This window comes from Microbacterium sp. NPDC089188 (assembly GCF_040685155.1).
GTDB classification, from domain to species: Bacteria; Actinomycetota; Actinomycetes; order Actinomycetales; family Microbacteriaceae; genus Microbacterium; species Microbacterium galbum.
Genome location: NZ_JBFBHH010000001.1, coordinates 49,363 through 76,318, shown reverse-complemented (window position 1 = coordinate 76,318; position 26,956 = coordinate 49,363). Strand labels below are relative to the sequence as shown.

Annotated in this window: 24 protein-coding genes and 2 tRNA genes; 14 read left to right on the top strand and 12 right to left on the bottom strand. The window is 71.6% G+C overall.

What is annotated here, in order from left to right:
• Nucleotides 1-36: 36 nt before the first annotated feature.
• On the bottom strand, nucleotides 37-1,407 hold the full coding sequence (locus AB0N80_RS00325) for a deoxyribodipyrimidine photo-lyase (protein WP_363576862.1): 1,371 nt from the start codon (nucleotides 1,405-1,407) through the stop codon (nucleotides 37-39).
• 176 nt (nucleotides 1,408-1,583) lie between these two features.
• The gene (locus AB0N80_RS00320) at nucleotides 1,584-2,873 is read right to left on the bottom strand and encodes a diacylglycerol kinase family protein (protein WP_315994507.1); all 1,290 of its coding nucleotides are present in this window, start codon (nucleotides 2,871-2,873) and stop codon (nucleotides 1,584-1,586) included.
• Between the two features lie 211 nt (nucleotides 2,874-3,084).
• Here AB0N80_RS00320 and serS point away from each other — a divergent pair, with 211 nt between their 5' ends.
• Both serS and AB0N80_RS00310 read left to right on the top strand, forming a co-directional pair.
• Entirely contained in the window at nucleotides 3,085-4,353 is a 1,269-nt protein-coding gene (gene serS / locus AB0N80_RS00315; protein ID WP_315994508.1) for a serine--tRNA ligase, read from the top strand.
• Entirely contained in the window at nucleotides 4,350-5,243 is an 894-nt protein-coding gene (locus AB0N80_RS00310) for an HAD family hydrolase (protein WP_315994509.1), read from the top strand. The genes serS and AB0N80_RS00310 overlap by 4 nt, the downstream gene beginning before the upstream one ends.
• Nucleotides 5,244-5,372: 129 nt before the next feature.
• Here AB0N80_RS00310 and AB0N80_RS00305 read toward each other — a convergent pair whose 3' ends face one another.
• Together AB0N80_RS00305 and AB0N80_RS00300 are read right to left on the bottom strand one after the other, a co-directional pair.
• Nucleotides 5,373-5,606, bottom strand: a complete 234-nt coding sequence (locus tag AB0N80_RS00305; protein WP_315994510.1) for a PLDc N-terminal domain-containing protein — start codon at nucleotides 5,604-5,606, stop codon at nucleotides 5,373-5,375.
• 123 nt (nucleotides 5,607-5,729) lie between these two features.
• Nucleotides 5,730-7,007, bottom strand: a complete 1,278-nt coding sequence (locus AB0N80_RS00300) for a DUF2254 domain-containing protein (protein ID WP_315994511.1) — start codon at nucleotides 7,005-7,007, stop codon at nucleotides 5,730-5,732.
• A gap of 84 nt (nucleotides 7,008-7,091) precedes the next feature.
• Between AB0N80_RS00300 and AB0N80_RS00295 the strand changes: the two genes are divergently transcribed.
• The 3 genes from AB0N80_RS00295 to AB0N80_RS00285 all read left to right on the top strand — a co-directional run bounded on the left by AB0N80_RS00295 (nucleotide 7,092) and on the right by AB0N80_RS00285 (nucleotide 9,034).
• Nucleotides 7,092-7,176 (top strand) — tRNA-Ser (locus tag AB0N80_RS00295).
• Nucleotides 7,177-7,542: 366 nt separating this feature from the next.
• Complete coding sequence (locus AB0N80_RS00290) at nucleotides 7,543-8,844, top strand: LCP family protein (RefSeq protein WP_363576858.1); 1,302 nt, start codon at nucleotides 7,543-7,545, stop codon at nucleotides 8,842-8,844.
• A gap of 101 nt (nucleotides 8,845-8,945) precedes the next feature.
• Nucleotides 8,946-9,034 (top strand) — tRNA-Ser (locus AB0N80_RS00285).
• Between the two features lie 68 nt (nucleotides 9,035-9,102).
• On the opposite strand, the gene AB0N80_RS00280 is transcribed toward AB0N80_RS00285, so the two are convergent.
• The 3 genes from AB0N80_RS00280 to AB0N80_RS00270 are packed head-to-tail and all read right to left on the bottom strand — an operon-like array spanning nucleotide 9,103 to nucleotide 10,687.
• On the bottom strand, nucleotides 9,103-9,363 hold the full coding sequence (locus AB0N80_RS00280) for a DUF6510 family protein (RefSeq protein WP_363576856.1): 261 nt from the start codon (nucleotides 9,361-9,363) through the stop codon (nucleotides 9,103-9,105).
• Complete coding sequence (locus AB0N80_RS00275) at nucleotides 9,363-10,100, bottom strand: FAD-binding oxidoreductase (protein WP_363576854.1); 738 nt, start codon at nucleotides 10,098-10,100, stop codon at nucleotides 9,363-9,365. The genes AB0N80_RS00280 and AB0N80_RS00275 overlap by 1 nt, the downstream gene beginning before the upstream one ends.
• Nucleotides 10,097-10,687 carry a molybdopterin-dependent oxidoreductase gene (locus AB0N80_RS00270; RefSeq protein ID WP_315994515.1) on the bottom strand — a complete coding sequence of 197 codons (591 nt, stop codon included), beginning with the start codon at nucleotides 10,685-10,687 and terminating at the stop codon, nucleotides 10,097-10,099. Before AB0N80_RS00270 ends, AB0N80_RS00275 begins: the two co-directional genes overlap by 4 nt.
• Nucleotides 10,688-10,850: 163 nt before the next feature.
• Between AB0N80_RS00270 and AB0N80_RS00265 the strand changes: the two genes are divergently transcribed.
• Entirely contained in the window at nucleotides 10,851-11,747 is an 897-nt protein-coding gene (locus AB0N80_RS00265) for a DUF808 domain-containing protein (protein ID WP_315994516.1), read from the top strand.
• A gap of 104 nt (nucleotides 11,748-11,851) precedes the next feature.
• Here AB0N80_RS00265 and AB0N80_RS00260 read toward each other — a convergent pair whose 3' ends face one another.
• Together AB0N80_RS00260 and AB0N80_RS00255 are read right to left on the bottom strand one after the other, a co-directional pair.
• On the bottom strand, nucleotides 11,852-12,697 hold the full coding sequence (locus AB0N80_RS00260) for an alpha/beta hydrolase (protein ID WP_315994517.1): 846 nt from the start codon (nucleotides 12,695-12,697) through the stop codon (nucleotides 11,852-11,854).
• A 41-nt stretch (nucleotides 12,698-12,738) separates the two neighbouring features.
• Nucleotides 12,739-14,214, bottom strand: a complete 1,476-nt coding sequence (locus AB0N80_RS00255) for a helix-turn-helix domain-containing protein (protein ID WP_363576852.1) — start codon at nucleotides 14,212-14,214, stop codon at nucleotides 12,739-12,741.
• A gap of 133 nt (nucleotides 14,215-14,347) precedes the next feature.
• On the opposite strand from AB0N80_RS00255, the gene solA reads away from it, so the two are divergent.
• The 5 genes from solA (at nucleotide 14,348) to AB0N80_RS00230 (ending at nucleotide 19,004) form a co-directional block, all read left to right on the top strand.
• A complete protein-coding gene (solA, locus tag AB0N80_RS00250) occupies nucleotides 14,348-15,481 on the top strand; it encodes an N-methyl-L-tryptophan oxidase (protein WP_363576850.1) in 1,134 nt (377 codons plus the stop codon).
• A 121-nt stretch (nucleotides 15,482-15,602) separates the two neighbouring features.
• Nucleotides 15,603-15,875: a cupin domain-containing protein gene (locus AB0N80_RS00245; RefSeq protein WP_363578162.1), complete on the top strand. Its 273-nt coding sequence runs from the start codon at nucleotides 15,603-15,605 to the stop codon at nucleotides 15,873-15,875.
• Entirely contained in the window at nucleotides 15,872-16,516 is a 645-nt protein-coding gene (locus tag AB0N80_RS00240) for an FMN-binding negative transcriptional regulator (RefSeq protein WP_363576847.1), read from the top strand. Before AB0N80_RS00245 ends, AB0N80_RS00240 begins: the two co-directional genes overlap by 4 nt.
• The gene (locus AB0N80_RS00235) at nucleotides 16,513-17,541 is read left to right on the top strand and encodes an ornithine cyclodeaminase (protein WP_315994522.1); all 1,029 of its coding nucleotides are present in this window, start codon (nucleotides 16,513-16,515) and stop codon (nucleotides 17,539-17,541) included. The genes AB0N80_RS00240 and AB0N80_RS00235 overlap by 4 nt, the downstream gene beginning before the upstream one ends.
• Nucleotides 17,538-19,004: an amidohydrolase family protein gene (locus AB0N80_RS00230; protein ID WP_363576845.1), complete on the top strand. Its 1,467-nt coding sequence runs from the start codon at nucleotides 17,538-17,540 to the stop codon at nucleotides 19,002-19,004. Before AB0N80_RS00235 ends, AB0N80_RS00230 begins: the two co-directional genes overlap by 4 nt.
• A 356-nt stretch (nucleotides 19,005-19,360) precedes the next feature.
• Here AB0N80_RS00230 and AB0N80_RS00225 read toward each other — a convergent pair whose 3' ends face one another.
• The 3 genes from AB0N80_RS00225 to AB0N80_RS00215 all read right to left on the bottom strand — a co-directional run bounded on the left by AB0N80_RS00225 (nucleotide 19,361) and on the right by AB0N80_RS00215 (nucleotide 22,521).
• The gene (locus tag AB0N80_RS00225) at nucleotides 19,361-20,287 is read right to left on the bottom strand and encodes a PDR/VanB family oxidoreductase (protein ID WP_363576843.1); all 927 of its coding nucleotides are present in this window, start codon (nucleotides 20,285-20,287) and stop codon (nucleotides 19,361-19,363) included.
• A gap of 22 nt (nucleotides 20,288-20,309) precedes the next feature.
• Nucleotides 20,310-20,936, bottom strand: a complete 627-nt coding sequence (locus tag AB0N80_RS00220) for an MSMEG_1061 family FMN-dependent PPOX-type flavoprotein (protein WP_363576841.1) — start codon at nucleotides 20,934-20,936, stop codon at nucleotides 20,310-20,312.
• 100 nt (nucleotides 20,937-21,036) lie between these two features.
• On the bottom strand, nucleotides 21,037-22,521 hold the full coding sequence (locus tag AB0N80_RS00215) for a helix-turn-helix domain-containing protein (RefSeq protein ID WP_363576839.1): 1,485 nt from the start codon (nucleotides 22,519-22,521) through the stop codon (nucleotides 21,037-21,039).
• Nucleotides 22,522-22,594: 73 nt separating this feature from the next.
• Between AB0N80_RS00215 and AB0N80_RS00210 the strand changes: the two genes are divergently transcribed.
• The 3 genes from AB0N80_RS00210 (at nucleotide 22,595) to AB0N80_RS00200 (ending at nucleotide 26,955) form a co-directional block, all read left to right on the top strand.
• Nucleotides 22,595-23,707, top strand: coding sequence for a DUF917 domain-containing protein (locus AB0N80_RS00210; RefSeq protein WP_315994527.1), 1,113 nt, complete (start codon nucleotides 22,595-22,597; stop codon nucleotides 23,705-23,707).
• Nucleotides 23,704-25,284: a hydantoinase/oxoprolinase family protein gene (locus tag AB0N80_RS00205; protein ID WP_363576837.1), complete on the top strand. Its 1,581-nt coding sequence runs from the start codon at nucleotides 23,704-23,706 to the stop codon at nucleotides 25,282-25,284. Before AB0N80_RS00210 ends, AB0N80_RS00205 begins: the two co-directional genes overlap by 4 nt.
• An 84-nt stretch (nucleotides 25,285-25,368) precedes the next feature.
• Nucleotides 25,369-26,955, top strand: coding sequence for an ABC transporter substrate-binding protein (locus AB0N80_RS00200; protein ID WP_363576835.1), 1,587 nt, complete (start codon nucleotides 25,369-25,371; stop codon nucleotides 26,953-26,955).
• The last annotated feature ends 1 nt before the right edge of the window (nucleotide 26,956 follow it).

Here is a 26,956-nt window from a genome sequence, read left to right as displayed (position 1 = left end):
CGCGGAACGGCGCCCGCGCAGACGTGACCCGCCGGCTCAGCCCCCGTGCCGCACGTGCGCGTAGGCGTCGAGCGCGCGCTTGCGGGTCTCGCCGAGGTCGACCATCGGCTCCGGCGGGTCCTCACCGAGGTACTCCGGCGCCCACTCCCGCACGTAGGCGTCGTGCGGGTCGAACTTCTTGCGCTGCGTCTCGGGGTTGAAGACGCGGAAGTAGGGGGCGGCATCCGCGCCCGATCCCGCGACCCACTGCCAGTTGAAGGGATTGCTCGCGGCATCCGCGTCGACCAGGCAGTCCCAGAACCACTGCTCGCCGTGACGCCAGTCGATCAGCAGATTCTTGATGAGGAAGGATGCCGTGACCATGCGCACGCGGTTGTGCATGACGCCGGTCTTCCACAGCTGACGCATCCCGGCGTCCACGACGGCCACACCGGTGCGTCCCTTCTGCCACGTCTCGAGGTGCGAGCGGTTCAGCTTCGGCCACGGGAAGTCGTCGAAGTTCCGGCGCCAGTTCACGGTGGCGATGTCGGGGGAATGGTACGTGACGTGCCACGCGAACTCGCGCCAGACGAGCTCGGACAGGAAGCCGCTCGCGCTCTTCGCGTGCTCGCCCGAACCCCGGTGCTCGACGGTGTCGTGCCACACCTGATACGGGCTCAACTCGCCCCACCGGAGCCGCGGAGACAGGTTCGAGGTGGCTCCGCCGGCAAATTCGTCGCGGTACTTCGAGTAGTCGCCGAGGTCGTCGTCGAGGAACTCCCTCAGCCGCGCCTTGGCCGCCGGTTCGCCCGGCTCCCACGTCTCGCGCAGGCCCTGGGCCCAGTCGGGCTTCGTCGGCAGCAGGCCCCATGACGACAGGTCGTCGGAGTCGACGGATGCCGATACCCCGGGTATCTTTCGCGCCTCCGGCATCGACGGCCTCGGCGCGGGCAGCTTCTGAACGGCGCGCGAGAACGGGCTGTACACGCCGTAGGGCTTGTCGCTCTGCGTGCGAACGGTCCACGGTTCGTAGAGGAGGTTCGCCGCGAACGAGGCCACGGTGACGCCGTCGTCGCGCAGCTTCTCCTTGATACCTGCGTCGATCTCGCGCTCGACCCCGCCGTAACGGCGGTTCCAGAAGACGGCGCCGGCGCCGACCTCGTCGACCACCGCCGGGAGCACCGTCGCCGCCGCCCCCCGGCGCAGAACGAGCGTCGCGCCGCGGTCCTCGAGCCGTTCGGCGAGGGATGCCAACGACCCGTCCAGCCACCACCGCGCCGCCCCGCCGATCTCGCGCACGCCGTCCGATTCCTCGTCGAGCACGTACAGCGCCACGATCGGCTCGTCGCGGTCGAGTGCCGCACGCAGAGCCGGATTGTCGGTCAGGCGGAGGTCGTCACGGAACCACACGATCGAAGGCGTTGCCATTCCCCGACGCTATCCACCCCGGCATCCGCCCCTCCGGGCTTGACACCCGCCCACGCTCCCGAAACCACGCGATCGTGACGAGATCACTCGGGCCGGGACCGCCGGAGCGTGTGATGTCGCGCGGGCCGTGTGCTCTCGCCGGATGAAGGAGCCGCAGCGCACCGGAACGTCACGCGTCAGATCGAGGAGACGTCGTGCCCCTTCGGCAGCGCCACGATGAGACCGCCCGCCACGATGCGCGTGTAGATTCGCGTCGCTTCGCCGAACTCGTCGCCGTCGAGCTCGATCGGTTGCGCGGGCGCGGTCGCGAGCTCGATGCCCGTGCCCCGCAGGTACCGCACCGAGGAGTCCTTGCGGCGTTCGAGCACGCGCCGGCCGGCGCGGAACCTGCGCAGCACCGAGTTGTCCCACACGATGCTCCGCCACACGCCCAGCCAACCCAGCACTCCGGTCGGCTGCAGCACGGCGACGTCGAGGCGACCGTCGGCGATCGAGGCGTCGGGGATCAGCGCCACTCCGCCCTGCAGGGCGCCGCAGTTCGCGAAGAGCACGCTGTGCACCTTCGCCGAGTGCAGACGGTGACCGTTCAGCTGGTACATCACGCGGAACGGCTTCGCGTTGACCAGGGACCGGGCGGCTCCGTCGACGTAGGCGACCCACCCGACCTGCTTCTTCAGGTCGTCTCGCGTGTTCTGGATCATCGCGGCATCCAGGCCCATGCCGGCCATGACCGAGAACCCGTGCTCCTCGATCTCGCCGTCGGCGCGGCGGATGCGGGCGAGCCCCGTGTCGATCGAGTGGACGTCGCCCTCGAAGGTCGCTCGGATCATGGCGTCGGTGTCGGTCAGCGGGAGGTTGAGGTTGCGGGCGAGGAGATTGCCCGTGCCGCTGGGGACGATCGTGAGGGGGACGCCGGTGGAGGTGAGCGCCTCGGCGACCGCGCGCACGGTGCCGTCGCCGCCGGCCACGAGCACGGCATCCACCTTCTCGTCGAGCGCCGCGCGGGTCGCATCGTCGCCCAGGTCGTCGACGGTCGTCTCGTAGAACAGCGGCTCAGCCCACCCGGCTTCGCCGGCGAGCTCGGCCACCCGGGCGCGCAGCACCTCGGGCTCGACCTTCGTGGGGTTGTAGACGAGGGCGGCACGCTTCTTCTGCGTGGTCTCGGCGTCCATCGGGGCGTCCTCGCCCTCGGCGTCCACGCGCTGGGCCTTGCCGGGGAGCTCGGCCGAGGAGTCGGGGTCGACGTCCTCCGGCTGATGGATGGTGTCGTCGGGCTCCGCGGCGTCCTTGGGGTGCGGGACGTCCTTGCGCGGATGATCGGCCACGTCGTCGCCCAGGCGGGCGGAGTCGAAGTGCTCGTGCGAGCCGTCGGCCGCGGCCGCGTCGGCCTGCACGTCGGCGGGGGCGTCGTCGGGGACGTTCTCGGGGGACTCCGCGTCGTCACGCGGCTCGTCAGGGGCGGCCATGGCATCCACCATAGGACCGCGCGGGCGGGCGGAACCCGCCGAAGAGACGGGGTTGACGGCGGGATGCCGCACGCGCATGTCTCCCTTCGTTCGGCGGAGCGTCGAACGGCGTGAGGCGATGCCGGCACGCTCAGTCGTACCCGCCGGTCGTCGATCGATGCACCCCGCTCGACGCGGAAGGAGCGGTCGAGCGCGACCGTAGGATGGACGCGTGATCGACCTGACTCTGCTGCGTGAAGATCCCGAGCTCGTGAAGCGCTCCCAGATCGCCCGCGGGGAGTCGCCGGATTCGGTGGACGAGGCCCTCGCCGCCGACCGCGACCGCCGCGCCGCCATCACCGCCTTCGAGGAGCTGCGCGCGTCGCAGAACGCCCATGGCAAGCGCGTCGCCCACGCGCCGAAGGACGAGAAGGCCGCGCTCGTCGCCGAGGCCAAGCAGCTCAGCGAGCAGGTCAAGGCTGCACAGCACGCCGTGACCACCGCCGAGGAGGCCGCCGAGGCAGCGCTGTCGAAGATCGAGAACATCGTGCTCGAGGGCGTCCCGGCCGGCGGAGAAGACGACTTCATCACTCTGCGCACGCACGGCGAGGTCCCCTCCTACGACTTCGAACCGCGCGACCACCTCGAGATCGGCGAGCTGCTCGGCGCGATCGACATGGAGCGCGGCACGAAGGTGTCGGGCAGCCGCTTCTACTTCCTCACCGGCATCGGTGCGCGGCTCGAGCTCGCGCTCATGACCCTCGCACTCGATCGGGCTCTGCAGGCGGGCTTCACCCCCATGATCCCGCCGACGCTCGTGCGCCCCGAGGTCATGCGCGGCACCGGCTTCCTCGGCCAGCACGCCGACGAGGTGTACCACCTGCCCAAGGAAGACCTCTACCTCGTCGGTACGAGCGAGGTGCCCCTCGCCGGGTACCACATGGACGAGATCCTCGACCTGGAGCGCGGCGCGAAGCGCTACGCCGGGTGGTCCACCTGCTACCGCAGCGAGGCGGGCTCCTACGGCAAGGACACCCGCGGCATCATCCGCGTGCACCAGTTCAACAAGCTCGAGATGTTCGTCTACACCGACCCGGCGGATGCCGAGGCCGAGCACGACCGTCTCGTCGCCATGCAGGAGGGCATGCTGCAGGACCTGGGGCTCGCCTACCGCGTGATCGACGTGGCCGCCGGCGACCTCGGATCCAGCGCGGCGCGCAAGTTCGACATCGAGGCCTGGGTCCCCACGCAGGGCGCCTACCGCGAGCTCACGAGCACCTCCAACTGCACGACGTACCAGGCCCGGCGCCTCGAGACCCGGTTCCGTCCCGCCGACGGCGGGAAGACGCAGCCGGTCGCGACCCTCAACGGCACGCTCGCCACCACGCGGTGGATCGTCGCCCTGCTCGAGACCCACCAGCGTGAAGACGGGTCGGTCCTCGTACCCGAGGTGCTGCGCCCCTATCTCGGCGGCCTCGAGGTCATGGAGCCGATCGCATGACCGACGAGGCCGCTTTGCCCGCCACCGGTGCCGTCGAGAGCGCGCCGAAGCAGGAGGCGGCCGACGTCGTCGCCGACCTGGCCGACGACGCCCGCGCCGGGCGCATGCTCATCGCGCTCGACATCGACGGCACCGTGCTGCTCGAAGACGACACGCTCAGCCCCGGAGTCGTCGAGGCCGTCGCCCACGCGCAGGCGGCGGGTCACGAGGTCATGCTCGCCACCGGTCGCAGCTGGGACAGCACCCACACGATCATGGATCGCCTCGGCATCCGTCCCGAGTACGCCGTGTGCTCCAACGGCGCGATCGTCATGCGACGCGACGGCGATGACGGCGACTACGTCCGCGCCCACGTCGAGACCTTCGATCCCTCCGAGGTGCTGACCCTGCTGGGCGAGCACCTCGCGGGCGCGCACTTCCTCGTCGAGCTCCCCGACGGCAAGCGCCTGTTCACCGACTACCTCGACGACTGGAACCTCGAGAAGGCCGACAGGGTCGCGTTCGCCGAGCTGTCGGCGCAGCCCGTGTGCCGTGTGGTCGTGGTGGCCCCCGAGCAGACCGACCAGGACTTCCTCGAGCTCGTCGAGCGCATCGGCCTCACGCAGGTCTCGTACGCGATCGGCTGGACCGCGTGGCTCGACATCGCCCCGAAGGGGGTCGACAAGTCCACGGCCCTCGAACTGGTTCGCGGGTGGCTGGGCATCGCGCCGGAGCGCGTGCTCGTCATGGGCGACGGCCGTAACGACATCGAGATGATGCAGTGGGCGGTCCGCAACGGCGGTCGCGCGATCGCGATGCACCAGGGTCCGCCCGAGGTGCACGCCGCCGCGGGTGAGGTCGGCCTCTCGGTCACCGAGGGCGGCGTCGCCGCGATCCTGCGCGCGTTGTGATCGCGCCCGCCACGCGTTCGCCCTGACGCGCCACGCGAGGTCCCCGAGCCTGTCGAAGGGGCCGGCGCCACGTCCGACACCAGCCGCACGGTGAGGTCCCTGACCCTGTCGAAGGGACCGGCCCACTCCTCAGACGTGCGCCGCGTGTCCGGCGCGCACCGCGCGGTGATCCGCGATCCGCGACGCCTCCCACGCGACCAGCCCCACCGGCGGCAGGAGCAGCAGGGCGACGGCCCACGTGGCTTTGAGTCCGACGCCGTTGTGCGGATCGCGCACCGCGACGACGGCGGCGAGCAGGGATGCCGCGTACACGAGCGCGAACACCGCCAGAACGATCTGCGAAGACAGGGTGGTGACGATCATGGGATGCCTCCTCATCTCAGACGGCCCGGCGGGTCGTGGTGGGCTGATGAGGTCCGGTCTACTCCTGCCCGAGGTGACAGGCGTCCGCCCGAGGCGAATGGATACCCCGGACATAGACGGCGTTCAGCGGCGGAAGGCGCCGCGTCGGGGCGTGGCCGCCCACGCCGTGGCGACCGCCGCATCCAGCACGGCCCGGTCGGCGCGGGCGAGCTCACGGTGCGCGCGCACGAGCGCCGCGCGCGCACCGTCGGCGAACACCGCCGCGTCGCGCGGAGAGGATGCCGCGAGCGAGGCGAGGCATTTCTGCAGGCGCACCTGCACCTCGAGGAGCCCCGCTCCGTCGCGCGCCAGGGGACGGAAAGCGTCGGCGACGAGGTCGGGAAGCTGCGGGGCCGGGACGAACACATGATCGTGATCGATGTCTTCGGCGCGCTCGGTGGTGAGGGCGCGCGAGAACACGCGCTGAAGCGCGGCGATCACGTCGATGGCCGTCCCGGGATCGTTCGTCGCGGGGGAGAGGGCGCGCGTTCCGATCTCCGCGAGCGCGATCACGCCGAACCGCGGATCCTGCTCATACGTCCGGTGGTGCTCCACGCGGAAGGCGCGGACGACCCCGGCGATCACGTCGTGCCCGGGGTCGCCGGTGACGAAGGCGAGGGGCACGCGCGAGTCGGCGGTCCGCCCGGGGGTGGCGCGCACGTGGATCTCGACGTCCGCCTGCCGTGCCAGTCGTTCGAGCCCCGCGACGTCGATGTGGGTGACGTAGCCGACCTCGTCGGCGTGGACGGCGACGGCGTCGACGGGAACCGGCACGGCGGCGCGGGCCCCGAGGGTCGGATACTCGGCGTGGAGTTCGAGCGACAGAGCCGCCGCCTTCTCGACGCGGTCGATGACGTCGGCCATCCGCCCGAATGTCGACAGGTGCGAGATCCACCGCAGCAGCGTCACGACGACGATGGCGATGATCACGAGCGTCGCGACGAAGAGGATGGACCGCCCCTGCTGCTCGTAGTAACCGGTGGAGAGCGCGACGATGCCGACGAGCGAGAAGGCGAACGCCCCCACGAAAGTCGAGACGGCGTTCTGCGAGGTCGGATCGGCGATGAGCAACTGCGTCGACCGTGGCGTCGCGGTCGTGGTCGCCGACGAGAAGGCCGTCACCATGGCGGTCACCGAGAAGGTGCTGACGGTCAGCATCGCCGTCGCGATGATCTGCAGGAGGGAGTCGACGGCGCCGTCGCCCAGCGAGAAGCTGAACGAGAACGGCAGGAGCGGGCCGATGAAACGGGCGGCGAGGGCGACGACGATCGCGATGACCGTGAAGATGGCCGCGCGCACCCACACTCGGCTTCCGAGCCGGAGGAAGAAGGATGCCAGCGCTCCGCGCGTTCTCGTCGCCATGCGTCCGACGCTACCGAGCCCCGGCGTCACACCACGGGGGCTGGACGCCGTCATCGCGGGCGGTCGGTAGACTCGGCTCGTCCAGGAGGGTTGTCCGAGCGGCCGATGGACCTGGTCTTGAAAACCAGTGGGCAGCAATGTCCCGTGGGTTCGAATCCCACACCCTCCGCAACGCGAAACGCGGGCCCCGCAGGGGTCCGCGTTTCGCGTTATGTCCGGCTGAGCGGGAGTCGAACGGGGGTGGGCCCACGCCGCCGGAGGCTCCGCACGCCGCCGCGCGGCGTGTGGAGGGGCGGTGGGGAGAATCCCACACCCTCCGCAACGCGAAACGCGGGCCCCGCAGGGGTCCGCGTTTCGCGTTATGACCGGCTGAGCGGGAGTCGAACGGGGGTGGGCCCACGCCGCCGGAGCGGGTGAAACGCCCGGTCCTCACGGCATTCACAGCCGTGGATCCCTAGTATTGCTGCGACCTTCGGCTGCCGCGCCGGGGTCGACGTGCTGCCGGGCCGGTGGCATCCGTCGTGAAAGGACCCGAGTGAGCAAGACCACCACCCCGCGCGGTCCGAGGACCGTCGCCCGCCACGGGCGGCTCACCTCGCCCGGTCCGCTCGGCCAGCTGTTCCGCGGTCTCGCCATCGTTCTCGCCGTGCTGCTCGTCTCGGGCGGAACGGTGCTGGCGTACGCCGCGGTCGACCTGACTCGCAGCTTCACCGCCGACGCCGTCGAACTGAAGAACCAGCCCGCGGTACCGCCGGACCTCGGTGAGCTCAAGGGCGGCGTCAACATGCTGCTCATCGGCACCGACGAGTGCGAGCCCGAGTTCGCGGAGCTGTTCGGCGACCGGTGCACCGGCGCCGACTCCGAGGGCAGCCTCAACGACGTCAACATGCTCGTGCACATCTCCGACGCGCCGCGCCGCGTGACCGTCATCTCGTTCCCGCGCGACCTCATGGTGCCGATCCCCTCGTGCACCGACAAAGACGGCGTCGAGCACTCCGCGATGAGCAAGCAGCAGATCAACAGCGCCTTCTCCTACGGCGGCCTGTCGTGCGTCGTGGAGACGATCTCCGACCTCAGTGGTCTCGAGATCCCGTTCGCCGCGAAGGTCAGCTTCGGCGGCGTCATCAACATCACGGATGCCATCGGCGGCGTCGACGTGTGCATCGCGAACGGCATCAAAGACCCGTACACGGGCATCGACTGGCCCGCCGGCATGCGCACCGTGGTCGGTCTCGACGCCCTGCAGTTCCTTCGGACCCGTCACGGCGTCGGCGACGGCGGCGACCTCGGCCGCATCTCGAACCAGCAGCAGTACATGTCGCGACTGGCGAACAAGCTGAAGAGCCAGGAAGTGCTCTCGAACCCCGCCACGCTGTACAAGCTGGCCTCCACTGCGCTGCGCAACGTCGATCCCTCGACGTCGCTGACCAACCCGCTGACCCTCGTCCAGATCGCCTCGGCGGTGAAGGACGTGCCCTTCAGCGAGATCGTGTTCATCCAGTACCCGACCTACACCGATCCGTCCGACCCGAACCGCGTCGTCCCCGACCGCGGGGATGCCGACACCCTGTGGGCCGCGCTGGCCGCGAACCAGCCCCTGCAGTTGTCGGGCAACCTCAGCGACGGCGACGGCGTGATCGCCGACGCGAACGCCACGCCGGCCCCGTCCGAAACCGCGGCTCCCGCGCCGACCGACGCCGCGACCGACGCCCCGTCGGCGGGTGCCGACGCGACCCCGACCCCGGGATCGACCCCGGGCACGGTCGTGCTCCCCGAGGGCATCGCGGGTCAGACCGCCGCCCAGGCGACGTGCTCGAACGGCAACGTGCGTCAGTGACGCCCGGCCCCGCTGCCCGGCATCCGGACTTCGGTTTCGGATGCCGGGCGGCATCCGGTTAGTATTGACCGGTGTGCTCGCGCCGCAAGGTTCGATCACCTGGAGACGTCGCATAGTCAGGCCTAGTGCACCACCCTGCTAAGGTGGAGTCCCCGTAAGGGGACCGAGGGTTCAAATCCCTCCGTCTCCGCAGAAAAAGCCCCGGTTCGCCGGGGCTTTTCTCGTTCCGGATGCCGATGTCGTCGGCGACCGCCGGTCTCACCCGCGCCGCAGCTCCAGGGCGCTGAGCCCCGGCATCCCGAGCCAAGAGCGACCGTCGGGCGCGTCGACGACGGTGAGCAGCACCGCGTCGCAGGAGCGGCATCGCACGACCGCGCCCATCGCGGACGCGTAGACCGAGGCGGTGGCGAGCAGGCCGCGGATGCCGCAGCGCGTGCAGCGCACCTCGGAGCCGCTGGCATCCCACCCCAGGAGATCGTCGAGGCGCCCGGCCAGGGCGTTGCCGTCGAGCACGGTCATCACGAACCTCCGAACCGCTCGGTGCGCACGCGCGACGGTGCGTGACCCTGCTCGATCAGCCACCCCGCCACGGCCTCGACGAACGGCGTCGGACCGCAGACGAACACGCGTGGATCCTCTGCCGCGGGGATCACCGCGGCGCGCACCCGATCGGCGGTCAACCGCCCGGGCGGGATCGCCGATGCCGCCGGGGCGCTGCGGGTGTAGACGACCTCGAGGTCGAGGCGGTCGTCGCGCGCCGTGAGCGCCGTCAGTTCGTCGCGGAAGAACATGTCGTCAGCCGATCTCACCGAATACAGCAGGCGGAAGGGGGAGGCGTCGGCGCCCTCGGCGTGCGCAGACGCCATCGCGAACAGGGGGACGACCCCCGACCCTCCCGCGATCAGCTGCACCGGTGCGGGGTCGGCCGACGGCGTCCACACGAAGAAGGCGCCGAGCGGGCCGTGCACCTCGATGCGGTCCCCCTCGCGCAGCTCGTGCACGAGGAAGGGAGATACCTCTCCGTCGGGCACCTCGTCGACCGCGAGCGTGATCCGCGTCCCCTCGCCCGAGGAGGCGATCGAGTACGAGCGGCTCGCCTGATAGCCGTCGGGGGCGGTCAGTCTGACGTCGAGGTGCGAACCGGCGTCGTTGCCCGGCCAGGTGGGCACGTCGAGCTCGATGCGCCGCGCGGTCGACGTCTCGGGGCGCGTCGCGACGACGGTGGCCGCGTGCCAGGATGCCGGTCGACGCGTCACCCGTACCGTTCCTCGCGCCAGGGGTCGCCGTGCAGGTGGTACCCGTTCTGCTCCCAGAATCCCGGCTTGTCGGATGCCATGGTGATGAGTCCCTGCACCCACTTCGCGCTCTTCCAGAAGTACAGGTGCGGCACGAGCAGGCGGGCGGGGCCGCCGTGCTCCGGGGTGAGGGGCGCGCCGTCGGCCTCGAAGGCGATCCAGCTCTTCCCCCCGAGCAGATCGTCGAGGGCGAGGTTGGTCGTGTACCCGCCGAAGGAGTGCACCATCACGTAGCGGTGGCTCGTGTCGACCTCGGCGAAGACGCGGTCGAGCGAGACGCCGCGCCAGGGCATGTCGAGCTTCGTCCAGTGCGTGACGCAGTGGATGTCGACCGTGACGTCCTCCATGCCGAGCGCCTGGAACTCCTCGAGGTTCCAGCGATGGACGCCCTTCTCGGTGCCGATCGCGAACTCCCACGCCGCGGCGTCGACCGCGGGGGTCGGCCCCGCCGACAGCACCGGCCAGTCCGACACGAGGGTCTGGCCCGGGGGCAGGCGGGGATCGCGTTCCCGACGACGACCGCCGAAGCCGCGGGTGATGAATGACATGTGCTCCCCCTGCCGATCCCGTGAGGATCACCCTAGCCACGCCGACGGGCTCTCGACAGGGGACGGGCGGCGACGCCAGCCACCGCGGCATCCACCGCGCACCCGCTAGTGTCGTCCCGCGGCGTGCACACGCCGGCATCCTCACCCCCCGGGAGATACGCACATGTCGGTCGGTCTGCTCGCCGTCGTCGATGACATCCTCAGCGCCGCGATGCGCGCGAGCGCCAAGACCGCGGGCGTCGTCATCGACGACGCGGCCGTGACCCCTCAGTACGTGCAGGGATTGTCCCCGGCGCGGGAACTGCCCGTGGTGTGGAAGATCGCGCTGGGCAGCATCATCAACAAGTACGTGATCATCATCCCGATCGCGCTGCTGCTGACCGCCTTCGCACCGTGGGTTCTGCCGTACCTGCTCATCATCGGAGGCTGCTTCCTGTGCTTCGAGGGCGCGGAGAAGGTGCTCGAGTGGTTCGGCGTGAGCCACGGTGAGCACGACTCCGACGAGCCCCGCGACGAGAAGAAGCTCGTGCTGGGCGCCGTGCGCACCGATCTGATCCTCAGCACCGAGATCATGCTGATCGCGTTGTCCAGCCTCGACCCCGGGCTCAGCATCTGGATGACGCTCGCTGCACTCCTCGTCATCGGCCTCGCCATGACGCTCGTCGTCTACGGCGCCGTCGCGCTCCTCGTGAAGGTGGATGACATCGGGCTGCGGTTCATGAAGAGCCCCTCGCGTGCGGTCCGACGCTTCGGGGTGCGGGTCGTGGCATCCATGCCCGCCGTCTTCCGCGTCATCAGCGTCATCGGCACCGTCGCGATGCTGTGGGTCGGCGGGCACCTCGTGCTGCAGAACCTCGAGGAGACGTTCTGGGCGGGCCCCTACGAGCTCGTCCACCTCGTGACGCACGCGATCGAGGCGGCGGGTCCGGTCGTCGTGTGGATCGTGGAGACGGCGATGTCCGCGGTATTCGGGCTGGCGCTCGGGTTGATGATCGTCGGGGTGGTGACGGGGGTGCAGCGGGTCGTGCGCCGCAACGCCTCCGCCGACGCCGGGCACTGATGCTGCGCGCGGGCGCAGGGATCTCCGCTGCAGCCGGTCGCTGATGCGGCGCGTGCCGGTCCAGGGCCGTGGCCGCGGGCGTCGACGATTCGAACGCTTGCGAGTCAGGCGCGGCGGGCCTCGCCGGCTTCGACGGCGCGCTCGATACCGGCGATCAGCTCGGGCCACAGCTCGGGCACGATGAAGTGCCCCATACCGGGGTGCACCTGCACCTCGGCGGAGCGCAGGGCCTCGGCCATGTCGACGGCGGCGCTCCAGTGCAGCACGTCGTCGTCGCGGCCGTGGAACACCAGTGCGGGAACGTCGAGCGCGCGGAGCGCCTCGAGTCGCTCGGGAGCGCGCAGCAGCGCGGACCACTGACGGGAGAAGCCCTCCGGGGCGTAGCCGCGGTCGAACGCCTCGACGGCGGCCCACGTGTTCCATTCGACGTCGAGCGGGTAGCGCTCGCCGGCGGTAGAGGCGGCGAAAGCCCTCGCTCCGGCGCGCACCTCGTCGCGGCTGTAGCGGACCGGTTCCCGCATGAGCTCGGGACGCTCGTCGTGCAGGATGTAGCGCGGGTCGCGGCCCGGGATCGTGGAGAGCAGGCCGAGGCTGTGCACGCGCTGCGGATGCCGGATCGCGGCCATCTGCGCCATCATCCCGCCCATGGAGTGCCCGACGAGGTGCGCCGCGTCGATCCCGAGGTCGTCGAGCACGCGGATGACGTCGTCGCCCATCTCCTCGAGACCGTAGCCGCCGTCGATGTCGTCGGGACCGCCGAAGCGGGCCGACAGGCCGACGTCGCGGTTGTCGAAGCGCACGACGTGGAGGCCGCGTCCCACGAGCGCGGACACGAAGTCGACGTGCCAGGCGATGAGCTGCGCGCCGCCGCCGGCGATCAGCACGACCGTCGGCGCAGAGGGGTCTCCCGCGGTGTCGTAGAAGATCGCGGGGTCGGGGGTGAACGGCATCCGGGGTCCTTCGGGTCGTGTGCGAGCGACGATAGCCCGCGTCAGTGGGGCGACGGTATGGGCGCGGACCCCACCCCGGCGAGGACGGGGATGGATGCCGCGCACGTCGCGCCGAGGTCACGGGACAGGTCCGCGGCGAGGGCGCGGGCGGCCTCGCGGAGCTCGGGCAGCCGCGCCGAGACGTCTTCCGTCGCCCCGACGATGCACGCCGCGGCCGCGACGAGACCAGCGGCGTCGCGGACCGGGGCCGAGACCGACGTGATGCCGAACTCGTCGATCGAGCGCATCGTGAGCGTCCCGTCGGCGCGCACCCGCTCGACGCGGCGCACGAACTGCTCGTACTCCGCAGCGCCGTGGCGCCGAGGGAAGAGCTGCGCGAGCTGGGCCGCGTCGAAATCCATCGCGAGCGTGGGGCCGCCGTCGGAACCGACCAGGGGGTGCGGGCGGCCGAGCCAGGGCGCCATGCGCAGTCCCTCCCCGAGCGGCTCGATGTGCTCGACCATCGTGAAGCTGCGCATGCCGGTGAGCGTCGTGACGAAGACGCACGCGCCGACCCGCTCCGCGGTCGCGGCCGTGCGGGCGGGACCGTCGAGCGCGAGGGTCGGGGCGAAGGCGGCACGGTGCCACGCGTGGACCGCGGGATCGACGTGGAGGGCGTCGGTCTCGGCGTCGCGGGCGAGCAGGCCCGTGCGCACGAGAGCGTCGGCCGCTCGACGCGCGCGGTCGAGGCGCAGCCCGATCGCGGAGGCGGCGGCCGTGACGGAACGGGGGGAGTCCGCGATGACCTCCGCCATCCGCACGGCTGCCTCGATCGCCCGGGTCGGTCCGACGCCGGACCCGGCGACGGGAGCGGGCCCGCCGTCGCGCGTGGGCGCCGGGCGGTGCGTCCGCGCGAGCGCCCGCTCGAACGCGTGACGGGCGTCGGTCAACAGGCGGCGGATGCGCGGGCGTGCACGGGCGGCGCGGTACACCGGGAGCGACACCGCGAGAACGGCGACACGACGACCGTCGGGGGCGGTGAGGGCGACGGCGATCTCGACGGCACGGCCGATCTGCGACTCCACGACCACCTCGCCGGCGCCGTCGGGCGACGCCGCCCGCACGAGCGCGCGCCGCGGGTCGTCCACGCGGTCGCCGATTACCGCGGGCACGTGCAGGGTCCACCCCGACGCGACGGTCGCCACGATCCGCGCCCCACCGCTCTCGGGGGCGGCCAGCACGACCGTCTCGGCGGTGTCTTGCGCGAGGCGGTGCAGCTCGAAGTGCACGGTCGGGCCGAGGGCCGCGGCGGCGCGTCCCGACAGCGCGACCGCCCGGGCGCCCACGCCGTACGTGCCGTAGCCGTCGGCCCGCCGGAGGAGTCCCGCGTCGGCGAGCTCGGCGCAGAGGCGCGAGGCGGTGCTGAGCCCGATGCCGGCCGGGCGGGCGATCGCGGCGAGGGAGCGTGGGGCGGTCGGGTCGGCGCGTCCGGCGACCGCACGCAGGATCGCGACGGCCTGCTCGACGCGCGCGGTCACGGCATCCCCTCGATTCTGCAAAGTGGTCGGCGATGAATTGCTGCTGATGGTGACCGTAACAGGGCCGCGACGAGCGATTCGAATAATTGCCGGTATTCGCCGGGCGCCCGTCCGGCTCTCGGGAGGATCCGTCATGGAGGAATTCGACGTCGCCGTCGTGGGACTCGGCGCGCTCGGCAGCGCGGCCGCGTACCACCTGGCTCGTCAGGGCGTCCGCGTTGTCGCGTTCGAGCAGTTCGAGCTCGGGCACGTGCGTGGCGCCTCGCACGACACCTCGCGCATCGTGCGCACCTCGTACGGATCGGCCGCATACGTGCGCTTCGCGCAGGCGGCCTATCGCGAGTGGGCGGCGCTGGAGGCGGCCACCGGCGAACGCCTGCTGACCATCACGGGCGGCGTGGTGTTCATCCCCGACGACGGCCCGTACGACGCGGCCGACTTCGCGCGCAGCCTCTCCGACAGCGGCGTGCCGTTCGAACTGCTCGGCCCCGACGAGGTGCGCGCGCGGTGGCCGCAGTTCGCGGTCCCCGACGGGGTGACGTGCGTGTACACCCCCGACTCGGGGATCGCCCACGCCGCCCGCACCGTCGCGACCCTGCAGATGCACGCGCGCGTCCTCGGCGCCGGTCTGCGCGATCGCACCCGCGTCGATCGCCTCCGCCCCGACGGCGAGGCCGTCGTCGTCTCGACCTCCGGCGGCGATGTGCGGGCGCGCCGGGTCGTCGTCGCCGCGGACGCGTGGACGAACGAGCTGCTCGAGCCGCTCGGCATCCGGATCCCGCTCGAGGTGATGCAGGAGCAGGTCAGCTATTTCGCGCCCGCCGACCCCGGGGCGTTCGACCCCGATCGCTTCCCGGTGTGGATCTGGGAGGACGAGCAGTGCTTCTACGGGTTCCCGACGTACGGGGAGCCGACCGTCAAGGCCGCGCGCGACGTGTCGGAGAACTGCATGACGCCCGCCGAGCGCACCTTCGTGCCCTCGCCCGAGCGCACCGCGGAGCTGGCGGCCTTCCTCGCCGCGACGATCCCCTCCAGCGGTGAGCTGCTGCGCACGGTCACGTGCCAGTACGCGCTCACGCCCGACCGCCGTTTCGTCATCGGGCCGCTCATCGAGCACCCGGACATCATCGTGGCGCTCGGGGCGGGGCACGCCTTCAAGTTCACGCCCGCGATCGGTCTGGCCCTGGCCGAGCTCGCGACGGGTGGCGACACCACCGACGACCTGGCGGCGTTCGCGGTCGACGCGACCGCCGTCCCCGCGATGTGAGGCCGGCACGCAAATACAACGACGCGGCGACGGTCACCACGACTGGAGCCTGTACGAGGGGGAGGGTCGGGTCGGCATCGAGTGGTACTTCGCGGATACCACGGCCCTCGGCGCCCACGTGATGCTCTACCACCTGGCCCCCGGTGCGTCCGAGGGCGAGCACCGGCACCTGACCGGGGCGGCGGACAGCTGTTCGGCCGAGAGCAGCGACGAGATGTACATCGTGACGCGCGGCGAGGTCGTGTTCTCGACGGACGGCGACGAGCGCGTGCTCGCGGCGGGGGACGCGGCGTATGCCCCGGCCGGTCTGCGGCACGGCGTGCGCAACGCCTCCGCCGAGCCGGCCGAGCTCGTGCTCGTCTTCGGCCCGCCGCGCGGGGAGGCGGCGGCATGAGGCACAACGCCGACTACGCCCTCGATGACCTCGACGCGGTCCGCGCGCTCGTGGACGAGAACCCCTGGGCCACGCTCGTCAGCCACATCCCGGGGCGCGGGCTCGTGGCATCCCACTACCCGGTGCTCGTCGACGCCACCGCCGACGGCCTCGCCCTCGTGAGCCACGTCGGCCGCCCCGACGAGGCGCTGCACGAGCTCGGCGCCCACGAGGTCCTGGTGATCGTGTCGGGACCCAGCGGGTACGTCTCGCCGAGCTGGTACGACACCTCGCCCGCCGTGCCCACGTGGAACTTCGTCGTGGCGCACCTGTACGGCATCCCCGAGATCCTGAGCGACGACGAGAACCTCTCCGTGCTCGATCGGCTCGTGACGCGGTTCGAGGCGCCACTGCCGAACCCCTTCCTGATGCACCACAGCCTCGAGAACACGGCGTACGCCGAGCGCATCGTGCACGGAACGGTCGGCTTCCGCCTGCCCGTGACCCGCGTCGAGGCGAAGCAGAAACTCAGTCAGGACAAGCCGGATGCCGTCGTCGACCGCGTGATCGCGGCGCTGCGCGCCCCCGGCCCCTACGCCAACCCGGGCCTGGCCGACCGCATGGATGCCATCCGCCCCCGAGAGGAACAGAACAGACGATGACCGGATTCGTTGGCGTGGACGCCATGGTGCGATGGGTCGCCACGCACGGCGCTGAGCGACTCATGACCGACATGGTCGCCTACCTGGAGGCGGACTACCGCCGGTGGCCGTCGTTCGACAAGGTCGAACGCATGGCCAGCCACACGCCCTTCGGCGTGATCGAGCTCATGCCCATCAGCGACCCCGACACGTACGCGTTCAAGTACGTGAACGGGCACCCGTTCAATCCCGGCCGCGGGTATCAGACCGTGACCGCGTTCGGCGTGCTCGCCGACGTGCACAACGGCTACCCGGTGTTCCTGTCGGAGATGACGCTTCTCACGGCACTACGCACCGCGGCGACCTCGGCGATGGTCGCGCGCCGTCTCGCCCGCGCCGACGCGTCAACGATGGCCATGATCGGTGCGGGCAGTCAGGCCGAGTTCCAGGCCCTGGCCTTCCGCGGAATCCTCGGCGTCGACCGCTTGCGGGTCTACGACGTCGATCCCGCCGCCACGGCCAAGCTCGTGCGCAACCTCGCCCCGCTCGGCTTCGACATCGTGGTGTGCGACTCCGCGTCGGATGCCGCCCGCGGCGCCGACATCGTGACGACCTGTACCGCCGACAAAGCGGCGGCGACCGTGCTGAGCGACGCCGATGTGGCATCCGGAATGCACATCAACGCGATCGGCGGCGACTGCCCCGGCAAGACCGAGCTCGACCCGGCGATCCTCTCGCGCGGGCCCGTGTTCGTCGAGTACACGCCGCAGACGCGGATCGAGGGCGAGATCCAGCGCGTCGCCGCGGACTTCCCCGTGACCGAGTTCTGGGAGGTGCTCTCCGGCCGGCGACCCGGTCGCACCGCCGATGATCAGGTGACTATCTTCGACTCAGTCGGCTTCGCGATCGAGGACTTCTCGGCGCTGCGGTTCCTGCGCGACAGCGTCGCGGGCACCGAGCTCGCGCTCGAGATCGACCTCGTGGCCGCCCCCGACGATCCCAAGGATCTGTTCGGGCTCGTCGGCTCCCCGGTGCCGGCACTGTGAGCACGCTCACTCTGCGCTCGGTCCGCCCGTACGGCGGCGGCGCGCCCGTCGATGTCGTGGTGCGCGACGGTCTCATCGTCGCGATCGTCCCGACGAGTTCGGAGCCGACCGCGGGCGAGGTCGTCGACCTCGACGGCCGCTTCGTCGGCCCCGGCCTGTGGGACGCCCACGTGCACTTCACGCAGTGGGTCATCTCCAGCCGCCGCGTCGACGTCGGCGGCACGAACGGTCCCGACGAGGTCGCGGAAGCCGTGCGCCGGGCGCTGCGCGCGGGAGCGCCGCGCACCGACGGCGTGCTCGTCGGCTACGGCTACCGCGACGGGCTGTGGACGACGCCGACCTCGCTGCGCGCCCTCGACGAGGCGTTCCCCGACGACCCCGTGGTACTCGTCAGTGGCGACCTCCACGCCGGGTGGATGAACTCCCGCGGCGCCGAGCGGCTCGGCCTCAGGCCGGACGACAGCGGCGTCGTCGCCGAGTTCGAGTGGATCGCCGCGCTGCAGCGCTTCCAGCAAGCGGCATCCATTCCGGTCGAGGCATACGGCGAGGTCGCGGAGGCGGCGGCGCGTCGCGGGATCGTCGGGATCGTCGACTACGAGAACGTGCCGAACTTCCGCGAGTGGCCCGAGCGGGTCGCCGCCGGGGTGCGTTCCCTCCGCGTCGACGCCTCGGTGTGGCCCGACCGGCTCGAGGAGGCGCTCGCCGCGGGGCTGCGCACCGGCGACGACCTCGACGCGGACGGCCTCGTGACCATGGGCCGGCTCAAGGTCGTCTCCGACGGCTCGTTGAACACCCGCACCGCCTGGTGCTGGGACCCCTACCCCGGAGCCGACCCACACGCCGAGCACGGGTGCGGGGTGCAGAGCGTCCCCGTCGAGGAACTGCGCCGGTTGCTCGTGCGCGCGGGAGAGGGTGGCATCCTGCCCGCCGTCCACGCGATCGGCGACCGCGCGAACACCGAGGTGATCGAGGTGTTCGAGGAACTCGGGATGCCGGGCATCATCGAGCACGCCCAGCTCGTGCGCGATGCGGACTTCGCGCGGTTCCGTAGGGCGGGACTGGTCGCGAGCGTGCAGCCGGAGCACGCCATGGACGACCGCGATATCGCCGACCTGCACTGGGCCGGTCGCACGGGGCGGGCTTTCGCGTTCGGATCGCTCCATCGTTCGGGAGCCGAGTTGCGCCTCGGCTCCGACGCCCCCGTCGCCCCTCTCGACCCGTGGCACGCGATCGCCGCGGCGACGGCGCGCAGTCGCGGGGACCGCGACGCATGGCATCCCGAACAACGCCTGCCGCTCGACGTCGCGCTCGCCGCGAGCAGTCGGACGAAGACGGCGGTGGGGCAGCCGGCCGACCTGGTCGTGGTCGACGCGGACCCCTATTCCTGCGATCGCGATGCTCTGCGCAGCATGCCGGTCGCTGCGACCCTGCTCGGCGGGCGGTTCACGCACCGGGCGGTGTGAGGCGGCGTCCGCGCGGGGAGGGCGCGGCGGCGGGGCAAAGGTGCGCGGCGCGGCGGCGGCGAGAAACGCTCCCGCTGTCGAGACACGCGGTGTCGCGGCGTGTCTCGGCAGGAACGGCGTTTATCGGCGCTGAGCGGGGCGGCCGCGGGCGTCGCGGCGGGGCGGCGCGGCGGTGGCGCGGGGGTGCGACGGGATGGGGGCGATAAACGCCGTCTGGGCGGAGACACGCGGTGTCGCGGCGTGTCTCGGCAGGAACGGCGTTTATCGGCGCTCGGCGAGGCGCTCACGGTGCGGCGCGGACGGCTCGGCGCGAACAGCGCGGGGGGCGAGGCCGGGCAGGGCGGAACGCGTCGCCCTCAGACGTCGAGCACCAGCGACGAGCCCGCCCGCGCACGCGACACGCACGTGTAGATCACGCGGGCGTCGTCGTCGACGGTGAGCGAGTCGCGGTGCTCCACCGCGCCGTCGAGCACCGGGATCGCGCACGACCCGCACACGCCGCGCAGGCACGACCCGCTCACCGCGACCCCCGCCCCCTGCAACGTCTCGCGCAGCGACCGGGTCGCGGGCACCTCGACGGTGACGCCCGAGCGGGCGGCGGTCGCGGTGAAGGGCTTGCTCGGGCCGAACTCCCGTTTCCGCGGCTCGAACCGTTCGAGGTGGATGCCGGATCCCTCGGGCAGCGTCGGGGCGAGGGCGAGCAACGCGTCGGTGAACCCCGCGGGACCACAGGCGTACACGTCGGTGCCGGGGGCGATCGCGCCGAGGACCGCGGCGAGGTCGAGGCGGCCGTGCTCGCCGCTGACGTGCACGCGCGCGCGTTCGCCCAGGGCGGCGATCTCGTCGGCGAACGCGACCCCGTCGCGTTCGCGGACGGCCACGACCATGCGCCAGTCCGCACCGGTGGATGCCAGGTGCCGCCCCATCGCGAGGATCGGCGTCACCCCGATCCCGGCGGCCAGCAGAAGGTACGCCGGGGCCTCGCCGAGCTCGAAGAGGTTGCGCGGCGGCCGCACCCAGACCGTGCTGCCGTCGCGGAGGAACGCATGGATGTAGTGCGAGCCGCCCCGGGAGAGCTCCTCGCGGCGCACGGCGATGCGGTACGACGCGGTGTCCGCCGGGTCGCCGCACAGCGAGTACTGGCGCTCGTGCCGGGTGATGAGCTGCACGTCGACGTGCGCTCCCGGCTGCCACGCCGGCAGGGGGGAGCCGTCGGCGTTCTGCATCCGGATGCTGACGATGTCGGGCGTCTCGCGGGTGATCTCCCGGACCACCAGGGGCATCAGCCCCTCTCGGGTGCGCACGTCAGTACAGCGCCTGGTAGGCGCCGGTCATGGCGTCGTCGATGACGTCGCCGACCGCGGCATCCCAGCCCGAGGTACTCGCCCAGATCTGGCCCGAGCTCGGTACCTGGGTCGCAAGGTCCTGCATGTCGGCGTCCCATAGACCGCCGCGCAGCAGCGCGCGACCGCAGTGCAGGTACACCTGCTCGATGCGCAGCACGATCGCGAGGTCCGGCACGGTGTGGTCCTGCTCGAGCGTGCGCAGCAGCGTCGGGTCGTCGGTGACGATCGCGGTGCCGTTGATGCGCAGCGTCTCGCTCATGCCGGGCACGAAGCACAGCAGAGCCGCGTGGCCGTTGTCGACGATGTTGCGCATCGAGTCGGCGATCTTGTTGCCGAGGCGATCGGGGATCGCGACCGTCCGGTCGTCGATCGCCCGCACGAAGCCCGGGTAGTCGCCCCGCGGCGAGTTGTCGCACCGTCCGTCGCGGTCAGCCGTGGCGAGCGTGGCGAAGGGGGAGTGGGCGAGGAAGCGCAGGCAGTTCTCGTCGAGGCGATCGGTGATCTTCTGCAGCGAGGGCCCCTCGGGTTCGCCCAGCGTGCCGCGGATCTCCTCGAGTCCGAGCGCACGGAAATCGGTGGAGAGCATGCCTTCGACGCTACCCGGAGCCCGATCCCGGCTCATCGTCTCCAGGGCACAGGATCGAGGGGTCGATCTGTGCCCCGGGCACACCTCGCGTGCGAGGACGTCAGCGTCCTGACCCGATGAGCCGCACACGGCACGCCAGTTCGACGGCGAAGCGGGTGTCGGGGTCGTCGAGGTCGACGTCGAGTAGTTCGCGCACGCGGCGGATGCGGTAGCCCACGGCGTTCGGATGGAGGTTCAACTCGCGTCCGGCCTGGGCCAGCGAGTTGCGGTTGCCGAGGTACGACAGCAGGGTGCGCACGGCGGTGGCCGATCGCTCCGCGCCGAGCGCGTCGAGCGGATGCAGCAGGTCGTCGAGCAGGTTGCGGCTGACCGGGGAGGCGTAGAAGTCGAGCAGCAGACGCCGCAGCCCCGTCACGTCGGTGAGCTCGATGGCATCCAGTCGTCCGGCCGCGATCGCCGAGTCGGCGGCGACGCGCGCCTCGGCGGCCGTCTGCCGGAGCCCTGCGGCACCCGTCTGAGGCGTTCCGAGGCCCACCGTGTACGTCCAGTCGTCGCCCGCCAGCCGGCGCGCCTGCTCCTGCACGCGCACGATGACGTCGCGGAGGCGTCGTTGATGATCGCCGGCGCCGTGGTCCTCGCTGCTGACGAGGATGACGTCGTCCTGGAGGAACGCGATGTGCCAGAGCTCGTCGCGGTCCTCGATGAGCTGCAGCGTGAACAGCTCCAGGGCCGCCTCCACGAAGCGCGGCGCGCGCAGCCCCGTGTCGACGCGGTGCTGCGGCCGCATCCAGGCCACCGCGTGCGACAACTGCAAGGGCAGGCCGAGGCGCGCGGCGGGCGCGACGAAGCCGTCGACACGACCGGCCTCGGCGAGGATCAGCTCGACGATGAGGTCGGCGCGGGACTGGTTGGGGGCGAAGCGATCCTGCAGGTGCCGCTGCATGGCCCGCGACACGAGGGAGGCGACGACGGGGAGGGCCACCGTCGCCGCGGGGTCCGAGGTCTCCGCGACGAGCCGTCCGATGGGCACCTCGCCGGCGAAGACGGCGTCGGCGTCGGTCCACGACGTCGAGGGGTCGTCCTGCAGGCGCACCCGCACGCCGAGCGCGGTGCCGGCGGCATCGAGGATCGCGGCCACGGCGTCGGATGCGCCGGCGGACGCGGCGGCCGTCGCCTTCTCGACCGCGAACGCCGCGCGCGTCATCGACTCCGCGGCGCCGCCGCTGATGACGCGGTCGATCGTGACCGCGAGGTCGGGGGCTCGCGCCGCGAGCGACACGAGCACGGGCACGCCCCCGCGTTCGGCGAGCACGCTCGCGGTCTCGGCGGGCGCGAAGCCGGCCGGCATCACCAGGCCGGCGAGACCCCGCGCGCTCGCCTGCCGGAGGGCCACGTCGACGAGGTACGAGGCGGGCGGATCGTCTCCCGCGACGACGGCGAGCGTCCCCGCCGGGAGGGAGGGCAGCTCCGACAGCGCGGCGACGTCGACGCGCTCGATCACGGCGCCGCCGCGGGGGCCCGCGGCGAGAGCGACGCCGAGACGTTCAGCCTGGGAGAGGAGGTCCGAGGTGGTGAGCTGTGCCACAAGCACAATGTACGCCGATTCCCTGTCGCGCCACCACATTGTCGGTCGCCCGAGTGCTGCCTAGGGTCGTGTCATGGCATCCCCGTCCCTCGTCCCGCCGACCGCGGTCCGCGCCCCCGAGCACGTCACCGCCGACGACATCGCCGCCCTCGCCGCGGGGGCCGCGATCTTCGGCACCGGCGGCGGAGGGGCGGTCTACACCTCGCAGCTCACCACCGAACGCGCGATCCGCGAGCACGGCCCGGTGCGGCTGCTCTCGGTCGACGACCTCGGGCCGGACGACGCGGTCATCATGATGAGCGGCATCGGCGCTCCCACCGTCGGAATCGAGATGCTCTCGTCGGTGCAGCAGATCGAGACGCTCCTGCACGAGGCCGAGCGCGTCGCGGGGCGCAGGATCACCGCGATCATGCCCGCTGAAATCGGCGGCAGCAACGGCGTCTCCCCGGCCGGCTGGGCCGCCCGCCTCGGCGTTGCACTTTTGGATGCCGATGGCATGGGCCGCGCGTTTCCCGAGGCGACCATGATCTCCACGAATGTCGCCGGAGTGCCGTGCGACTTCGCCGTGCTGAGCGACGTCGTCGGAAACGTCGTCACGCTGCGCACCGTCGACCTGGGTTGGCTCGAGCGGCACGCCCGCGCGGTCACCGTCGCCGCCGGCGGCATCTGCCTCGGCGCGCACTACCTGCTCACCGCCGAGACGGCCCCGGGGGCCGTCATCCCGGGCACGATCAGCACCGCGATCCGCGTCGGTCACGCGCTCCTCGAGGCCACCGACCCGGTGACGGCGGTCGCCGCGGAGCTCGACGCCGACGTGTTGATCACCGGCAAGATCGTCGACGTCTCCCGGCGCACCGAGGGCGGCTTCGTCCGCGGCTCCATCACGATCGCCGGCATCGGCGACGACCGCGGGCGTCTGCAGCGCGTCGAGCTGCGCAACGAGAACCTCGTCGTCCTGGAAGACGGCGAAGTGCTGGCCACGGTGCCCGATCTCATCACCGTCGTCGACCTCGAGACGGGCCACGCGATCTCCACCGAGATGCTTCGGTACGGCCAGCGCGTGTCGGTGCTCGCGTGGGCGTGCGACCCGCTGTGGCGCACCGAGCGGGGCCTCGAGCTCGCCGGCCCCCGCGCCTTCGGCTACGACCTGCCCTACGTCCCCTTCGAGCGGAAGGATGCGCGATGAGCGCCGTTCGCGACCTGTCCATCGGCGTGGACGTCGGTGGCACGAACACCGACGCGGTCGTGGTGGATGCCACCGGCTCGGTCATCGCCTGGACCAAGCAGCCCACGACGGCCGACGTCATCGGCGGCATCCGGGCGGGGATCGCCGCGGTGCTCTCGCAGCTCGGCGACGACCGCGACCGCGTGTCGCGCGTGATGCTCGGCACGACCCACGCCACCAACGCGATCGTCGCGCGACGCGGACTCGACCGGGTCGCGCTCGTGCGCCTCGGCGCGCCGGCCGCGACCGAGTGGCCGCCGCTCACGGGATGGCCCGACGACCTCAGCGACCAGGTCCTGGCCGGTGCGGCCATGCTCGGCGGCGGGCACATGGTCGACGGCACGCCCATCTCCCCGCTCGATCGCGACGGCATCCGTCGCTTCCTCGACGGTCTGGGCGGCGGTTTCGACAGCGTCGCCGTCTGCGGCATCTTCAGCCCGTCCTCCCCCGAGCAGGAGCGTGAGGTCGAGCAGCTCGTGCACGACCACCTCGGCGAGGCGGTCCCGGTGTTCCTCAGCCAGGACATCGGTCCCGACGGACTCCTCGAGCGAGAGAACGCCACCGTGCTGAACGCTGCCCTGCGCGGCGTGGCGAGCGACGTCACACGCGCGCTCGTCGACGTCGTCGCGGAGGAGGGCCTCGACGTCGCGACGTTCTTCGCGCAGAACGACGGCACACTCATGTCGCTCGGCTACGCCGTGCGCTACCCCGTGCTGACCATCGGCTCCGGACCGGCGAACTCGATCCGAGGCGCGGCGTTCCTCTCCGGCGCGCAGAACGCCATCGTGGTCGACGTCGGCGGCACCACGAGCGACCTCGGCGTGCTCGTCGACGGCTTCCCTCGGGAGTCCACGCTCCCCCGCGACATCGGCGGCGTGCGCACGAACTTCCGCATGCCCGACATCCTCAGCCTCGGTATCGGCGGCGGCACGGTCATCGACCCGCGCACCGGTGCCGTCGGCCCCCGCTCGGTCGGCTACCGCATCGCCGAGGAGGGGCTGCTCTTCGGCGGCTCCACCGCCACACTGACCGATGCCGCCGCAGCGGCCGGCCACGGCATCCCAGGCCGCTCGCTGCCGACGCTGTCGTCGGGGCAGCGCGACCTGCTGAGCCGCGCCCTCGCCCACGCTCACGAGCGCATCGAGGAGGCCGTCGAGCGCCTGTCGCTCGGCCGGGTCGACCTCCCCCTCGTCGTCGTGGGCGGTGGCGCCCTCCTCGTCCCCGACGACTTGCCGGGTGCCGGCGACGTCCTGCGTCCCGACCGGGCCGACGTCGCCAACGCGGTCGGTGCGGCTATCTCCCTCGCGGGAGGCCGTGCCGAGCAGATCTCCGACGCCGACGACCGGGATGCTGCGATCGCGGCCGCCTCGGAAGCGGCGATCGCTAAGGCCATCCAGGCGGGGGCCGATCCCCTCGCGGTCGAGATCGTCGACGTCCTCGAGACGTCGCTGTCGTACACGGCCCGTCCCACTCTCAAGGTGTCGGTGAAAGCCGCCGGCCCCCTGAGCCACCTCGCCGCGCCCATCCCCGCGCGCTGACACGCCCGCACCACCCGCCCGCACCACCCCTCGAGCACCACGTCTGGCACCACTGACGCTTCACCCGAATCAAGGAGCAAGGCCATGAAATGCAGCACCCTCGTCCCGGCGGCCGCCGGGGCCGCCCTCCTCGCACTGACACTGGCGTCGTGCGCCGCGCCGTCCGACAACGGGGGAGGTGGGGGCTCGGTCGTCTCGGGCGGCACGTTCGTCAAAGCGATCAGCGACGACCCGGGCGACCTCGACCCCATGAAGACGGTCTCTCCCGACACCTTCGACGTGGTCACGATCGCGTACGAGTCGCTCATCTACGTCACGCCCGACGGCGGGTACGAGCCGTGGCTGGCCGAGAGCTGGACCGACGAGGGCACCTCCGCCACCTTCACCCTGAAAGACGGCATCACCTGTGCCGACGGCTCGCCGTTCACCGCGCAGACCGTGGCCGACAACCTCAACTACAACGCCGACCCGGCCAACGCGACCTTCTCGTACGGCACCGTCATCACCGAGGCCGTCTCCGCGACCGCCGAGGGCAACGTCGTCACGGTCGCCAGCACCGTCAACGACCCGTTCCTGGCGGTCAACCTCGGCTCGATCATGATGGTCTGCGACGCGGGCCTCGCCGACATCGCCTCGCTGTCCGACACCACGGACGGCACCGGTCTGTTCCAGCTCAGCGAAGCGCGTCCGGGCGACGCCTACGTCTTCACCAAGCGCGACGGCTACACCTGGGGACCTTACGGGGTCACCGGCGACACGGAGGGCCTGCCCGACACGATCGAGACCCGCATCGTGTCCGACCAGAGCACCGTCACCAACCTCCTGCTCTCCGGGGAGCTGAACACCGGTGTGGTCACCGGTCCCGACCAGGACCGTCTCGAGGGGGCGGGGATCGAGTACACGGGTGTGCGCAACCCCGTCGGACAGATCCTCTTCAACGAGCGGGAGGGACGACCGTTCTCCGACCCGCTCGTGCGCGAGGCGCTGTCGACCGCGATCAACCGCGACGAGGTCGGACCGGTCATCGCCGGGGCGACGGGCCTGCCCTCCAGCGGCCTCGTCATGAAGACGCCCCTCCTGTGCGTGCAGGACCCGCCCGGCTGGTCTCTGCCGGCCACCGATCTCGACCGCGCCGGGGAACTGCTCGACCAGGCCGGCTGGACCCTCGGATCCGACGGCATCCGCCAGAAGAACGGCCAGCCGTTGACGGTGAAGTTCATCTACGACGCGCCGACCGCTTCGCACGCCCCCGCCGCCGAGCTCGTCAAGGAGACCTGGGACAAGCTCGGCGTCGTCACCGAACTGTCGGCGAACGACGCCGCAGCCTGGTCGGACCAGCTCTACACGAGCTTCGACTGGGACACGGGCTGGGTGCAGATCGCCCCGGGCAGCCCCGTCGTGCTCGACCTGTTCTTCGGCGGAGCGACTCCCGACCAGGGCGGGCTGAACTTCATGTTCGTCGACAACCCGGAGTACAACGCCCTCGCCGCTCAGGCGAAGACCGCGACGCCGGATGCCGCGTGCGGACTCTGGCAGCAGGCCGAGAAGAAGCTGATCGACCGGTTCGACACCTTCCCGGTGATCGACAACATCCTGCCGAACTACATGAGCGGCGCGACCTTCGAGCAGCCGAACTTCCTCAACCCGACCTCGATCCGGATGCAGGGCTGAC